This is a genomic window from Granulicella mallensis, from assembly GCF_014203225.1.
Lineage (GTDB): Bacteria > Acidobacteriota > Terriglobia > Terriglobales > Acidobacteriaceae > Granulicella > Granulicella mallensis_A.
In genome coordinates, this window is sequence record NZ_JACHIO010000044.1 from 1 (window position 1) to 4,498 (window position 4,498).

The window sequence follows — 4,498 nt, forward strand, 5'->3', positions numbered from 1 at the left end:
TGGAGCCATGCCCGGCAAACTTCCTCAACTTGTAAAGGATGTCTGGAGACAATCTGTAAAGGATGTCTGGAGACTAGACAGCTGAAGCCCCGCCCCTTCAAAACAATTGGCCAAACCGGCGCTAAAGCTCATGCGCCTCTTGCCCGCTCAATCGCCCGAACCACAGCCTTGGCTTTATTCCCACACTCTTCATGCTCCTTCAGCGGCACCGAGTCGGCAACAATCCCCGCACCCGCCTGGATATAACCCTTCTCCCCATCCATAAACAGCGTACGGATCGCAATGCACGAATCAAGGTTGCCGCTGAAATCCGCATAGAAGATCGCGCCACCATAGACGCCACGCCGCGCAGGCTCAAGCTCCTCGATAATCTCCATCGCCCGGATCTTCGGCGCGCCGCTCAGCGTGCCCGCAGGGAAGCAGGCCCGGAAGGCATCGACCGGCGCGAGGTCCGAGCGCAGCTTGCCTTCGAGCGCGCTCACCAGGTGCATCACGTGCGAGTAGCGCTCGATGAACATCAGGTCCTTCACCCGGACCGTCCCGTACTCGCTGACACGGCCTACATCGTTCCGGCCAAGGTCGACGAGCATGACGTGCTCCGCCACCTCCTTGGCATCGGAGCGCAGGCTCTCCTCAAGCGCGCGGTCGGCTGCCTCATCGGCACCACGAGGGCGCGTACCTGCAATGGGACGATATTCAACATTGCCATCGTGCACGCGAACCAGGAGCTCCGGAGACGAGCCAACAATATGCGCCTCCCGCTTTTTGCTCTTCTTCCCTTCCCCTTCCAGCCCAAAGCGCAGGAAGTACAGGTAGGGCGAGGGATTCACGATACGCAGCGAGCGATAGATCTCAAAGGCATCGACCCCGGGCACACAGTCGAAGCGCTGCGACAGCACGCACTGGAAGATGTCTCCCGCCGTGATGTACTCCTTCGTCGTCTCGACAGCACGCATAAAGTCGGCAGCCTTCGTTCGCGGCTTCAGCTTGAGCGCGCCCTTCGCGCTGGAGACAGGGAGCTTCGGAATCGCGGTGTTCAACAGGCGTTCCAGCCGGTTGAGCCGCTTGTTCGCATCGGCATAGGCCGCGGTGTTTAGCCGCGCCCGAGCCCCCGCCGTCACGATCAGATGGATCGCCTTCTTCACGTGATCGAAGGCGAGCACCTCATCGAAGAACATCAGGTAGGCATCCGGAACGTGGAGTTCGTCGGCAGCCAGCTCCGGCAACTTCTCAATACTGCGCACGACGTCATACGCAAAGAACCCCACGGCACCGGCGGTAAAGGGCGGCAGACCGGGCAGCTTTGCCGGCGTCTCACCTTCAAGAGCGGTCTTCAACTCGCTGAAGATATCGGCGTCATAGGTACGTCGCTTGCGGCCTTCGATAACGGTGATCTGGCCGTCGCGCGCAATCATCTTCTTGTAGGGTCGAATGCCGATGAAGGTATACCGGCCCACATGCTCGCCGCCTTCGACAGACTCCAGCAGGAAGGCCTCAGGCTCTTTCGCGGCAACACGCAGAAAGGCCGAGACAGGGGTTTCAAGATCGGCGGCAACAGTGCGCGTAACAGGAACCAGCGAGTGGGTTCGGGCAAGCCGTTGGAAGTCGCGGAGGGACGGTGTCGTAATCGTGCGCGTAGGCATCTCCTCATGATACCGAGGAGATGCCCACAGGCGCGCTAACGAACTCCGAAGAACCTAGTGGCGATCTCCGTCGTGGTCATGATCTACATCGTGGTGGTCGTAATGATCGTGATGATGACGGTGGCAGCCGGCGAGTCCCAGCATCATCGTGCAGGCCAGCGTAAGAGCAGCAATTGTTTTCAATCGAATCATCTATCCCTCTCATCCATCATGCAGGACGTATCCCGTACTGTCAGATGCAAAGCTATTGACACTCGTCGGCCATCGATCCGCAGGCAATAAATCTTGTGCACACTCAAGGCCAGTTGCGCAAGCCCTAAACCCTTGATCTCAGGGAACTAAAAGAAGCACCTCCCGCCTTGCATGTACTTGAAATACAGGCCTATGATCCAATGTTTGGCCACGGATCGGTCTGGCCAAAGACCCCATCGGGTCTATGCTGTCCTTGAGTGTGCAAAAGACGGATTCAAGGAGCGAGCGCAATGGCCGAGGAATCGCTGGTACCTGTAACCGAGAGGAAGAGAAACACAATGCAAACGCTCACGCTGGAGCAAGAGACAAATCCATGGGAGGCGCAGGCGGCGCGCTTCGATGAAGCCGCCACACGACTTAAACTCGACGCTGGAATCTGGAAGGTGCTGCGTTATCCCTCGCGCGAGATCATCGTGCACATTCCGGTCAGCATGGACGACGGCAGCATTGAAGTCTTCACCGGCTATCGCGTGCAGCACTCCGTGGCGCGCGGTCCCGCCAAGGGCGGCATCCGCTACGCGCCGGACGTCTCGCTGGACGAAGTACGCGCGCTCGCAAGCTGGATGACCTGGAAGTGCGCCGTGGTCAACATCCCCTTCGGCGGTGCCAAGGGCGGCGTGATCTGCGACCCCAAGAAGATGAGCCAGGGCGAGCTCGAGCGCATGACGCGCCGCTACACCGCCTCGCTGATTGAGTTCATCGGGCCAGAGAAGGACGTACCGGCGCCCGACATGAACACCAACGAGCAGACCATGGCCTGGATCATGGACACCTACTCCATGCACATGGGCCAGACCGTAACCAGCGTGGTAACGGGCAAGCCGGTCAACATCGGCGGCTCACGCGGCCGTCGCGAGGCCACAGGCCGCGGCGTCAGCATCGTCTGCGACCAGGCGTTGAAGTACCTGAACATGACCCCCGAGAGCACCACCGTCATCGTGCAGGGCTTCGGCAACGTCGGCTCGAACTCCGCCAAGCTGCTCTGGGACAAGGGCTATAAGGTCATCGGCATCGGCGAGTACGACGGCGCGCTCTTCAACCCCAACGGCATCGACATCAGCGAACTGCTGGAGTATCGCGCCCGGCACGGCGTCATCCACGGCTTCCCCGGAGCCGACGCTGCCGACAAGGACGACCTGCTCACCCGTAAATGCGACGTGCTGATCCCCGCCGCGACGGAAAACGTCATCACCAGCAAAAACGCCGACCGCATCAAAGCACGCATCCTGTGCGAGGGCGCGAACGGACCGACAACAACCGTCGCCGACGAGATCCTCGCCGACAAGGGCGTCTTCGTCATCCCGGACATCCTGGCCAACGCCGGCGGCGTCACCACCAGCTACTTCGAGTGGGTCCAGGACCGTATGGGCTACTTCTGGACCGAAGACGAGGTCAACCAGCGGCTCGAACGCATCATGATCGACAGCTTCGACGACGTATTGCAGTATGCGGTAAAGCACGAGGTTAACAACCGTATCGCCGCCTATATGCTGGCGATCGACCGCGTGGCCTATACGACCAAACAGCGCGGAATCTACGCGTAAAGGCAGAGTGTAGAGGGTAGAGGATAGAGTGTAGAGAACAAGGTTGCCGGAGCGGCGCGAAACGATGGGGATTTCGCACCGTTTTCGTCTACGCTCTATCCTCTACCCTCTATACTCTGTCCTCTACACTCTCCCGTATGGGAGAATGACAGTGTTCACGCACCCTTCAATTCCGTGAACCCGTAGGCCCATTTCCGTGAACCTGCCCAACTCCATCACGCTCACCCGCATCGCCAGCGTCCCGCTGCTGATCTGGGCGTTGTCGCCGAAGTTCCCCTTGCAGGGGTTCCACGGCGAGCAGGAGCTCTTTGCCTCGGCACTGTTCATTCTGGCTTCGATCACGGACGGCCTCGACGGCTACCTGGCTCGGAAGCGTGGCCAAATCACCACACTGGGCATCCTGCTCGATCCGCTGGCGGACAAGCTGATGGTGACCGCAGCCTATATCGTTCTGGTGGCCTACAACCCCCGCATCGTCCCACCCTGGATTGCGGTGCTGGTCATCGGCCGCGAGTTCCTCGTGAGCGGCCTGCGATCGATTGCGTCCTCCGAGGGCTTCACCATCGAGGCCAGCGAGCTGGGCAAGCTGAAGACCGTCATCCAGATCGTCTCGGTCGTAGCGGCGATCCTGAATCATCGCTGGGACTACTGGAACCTGTGGGGCTTCCCTATCGGCGTGCACCTGATCGCTGTCACCGCTATTTACTGGATGTCGATCGTATCGATCATCTCGGCGGTAGATTACTTCGTCGGCTTCTGGAAGAAGATCGACCGCGCCTCTACCGGCAAGCGCCGCCGTCGCAGCTCTATTCTGAGCCGCAAGAAACGCGAGATCGCCCCGACAGTTTAGCGCTGTTGTTTGTTTTTCGCCGTGTGCTGTTGTTTGTTTTTCGTCGTCATCCTGAGCCGTAGCCGAAGGACCCCCGCATTCTGGATCACCACGGAATATCAGGTCAAACCCCAGACCGGAAGATTCTCTCTTGAGAAGCAAGGACTTTTCCTAGTTAGGGTGAAGATTTTCTAAGAGGTAAGGAGATTGGGGAAGAGTTTGTCTCCATT

Annotated in this window: 4 protein-coding genes; 2 read left to right on the forward strand and 2 right to left on the reverse strand. The window is 59.4% G+C overall.

Annotated features, from left to right (window positions below; genetic code table 11):
- Positions 1-128: 128 nt before the first annotated feature.
- Both trpE and HDF15_RS25395 read right to left on the reverse strand, forming a co-directional pair.
- Positions 129-1,643 carry an anthranilate synthase component I gene (trpE, locus tag HDF15_RS25390; protein WP_184261239.1) on the reverse strand — a complete coding sequence of 505 codons (1,515 nt, stop codon included), beginning with the start codon at positions 1,641-1,643 and terminating at the stop codon, positions 129-131.
- 54 nt (positions 1,644-1,697) lie between these two features.
- Positions 1,698-1,835 carry a hypothetical protein gene (locus HDF15_RS25395; protein ID WP_184261243.1) on the reverse strand — a complete coding sequence of 46 codons (138 nt, stop codon included), beginning with the start codon at positions 1,833-1,835 and terminating at the stop codon, positions 1,698-1,700.
- Positions 1,836-2,173: 338 nt separating this feature from the next.
- Here HDF15_RS25395 and HDF15_RS25400 point away from each other — a divergent pair, with 338 nt between their 5' ends.
- Both HDF15_RS25400 and pgsA read left to right on the forward strand, forming a co-directional pair.
- Positions 2,174-3,439 carry a Glu/Leu/Phe/Val dehydrogenase gene (locus tag HDF15_RS25400; RefSeq protein WP_044177738.1) on the forward strand — a complete coding sequence of 422 codons (1,266 nt, stop codon included), beginning with the start codon at positions 2,174-2,176 and terminating at the stop codon, positions 3,437-3,439.
- A gap of 196 nt (positions 3,440-3,635) precedes the next feature.
- Positions 3,636-4,289, forward strand: a complete 654-nt coding sequence (gene pgsA, locus HDF15_RS25405; RefSeq protein ID WP_014264033.1) for a CDP-diacylglycerol--glycerol-3-phosphate 3-phosphatidyltransferase — start codon at positions 3,636-3,638, stop codon at positions 4,287-4,289.
- Positions 4,290-4,498 lie beyond the last annotated feature (209 nt).

What these genes read in the sequence shown, in the direction of transcription:
- trpE (WP_184261239.1), bottom strand. Translation starts at nt 1,643, where the DNA reads ATGCCTACGCGCACGATTACGACACCGTCCCTCCGCGACTTCCAACGG.
- HDF15_RS25395 (WP_184261243.1), bottom strand. Translation starts at nt 1,835, where the DNA reads ATGATTCGATTGAAAACAATTGCTGCTCTTACGCTGGCCTGCACGATG.
- HDF15_RS25400 (WP_044177738.1), top strand. Translation starts at nt 2,174, where the DNA reads ATGCAAACGCTCACGCTGGAGCAAGAGACAAATCCATGGGAGGCGCAG.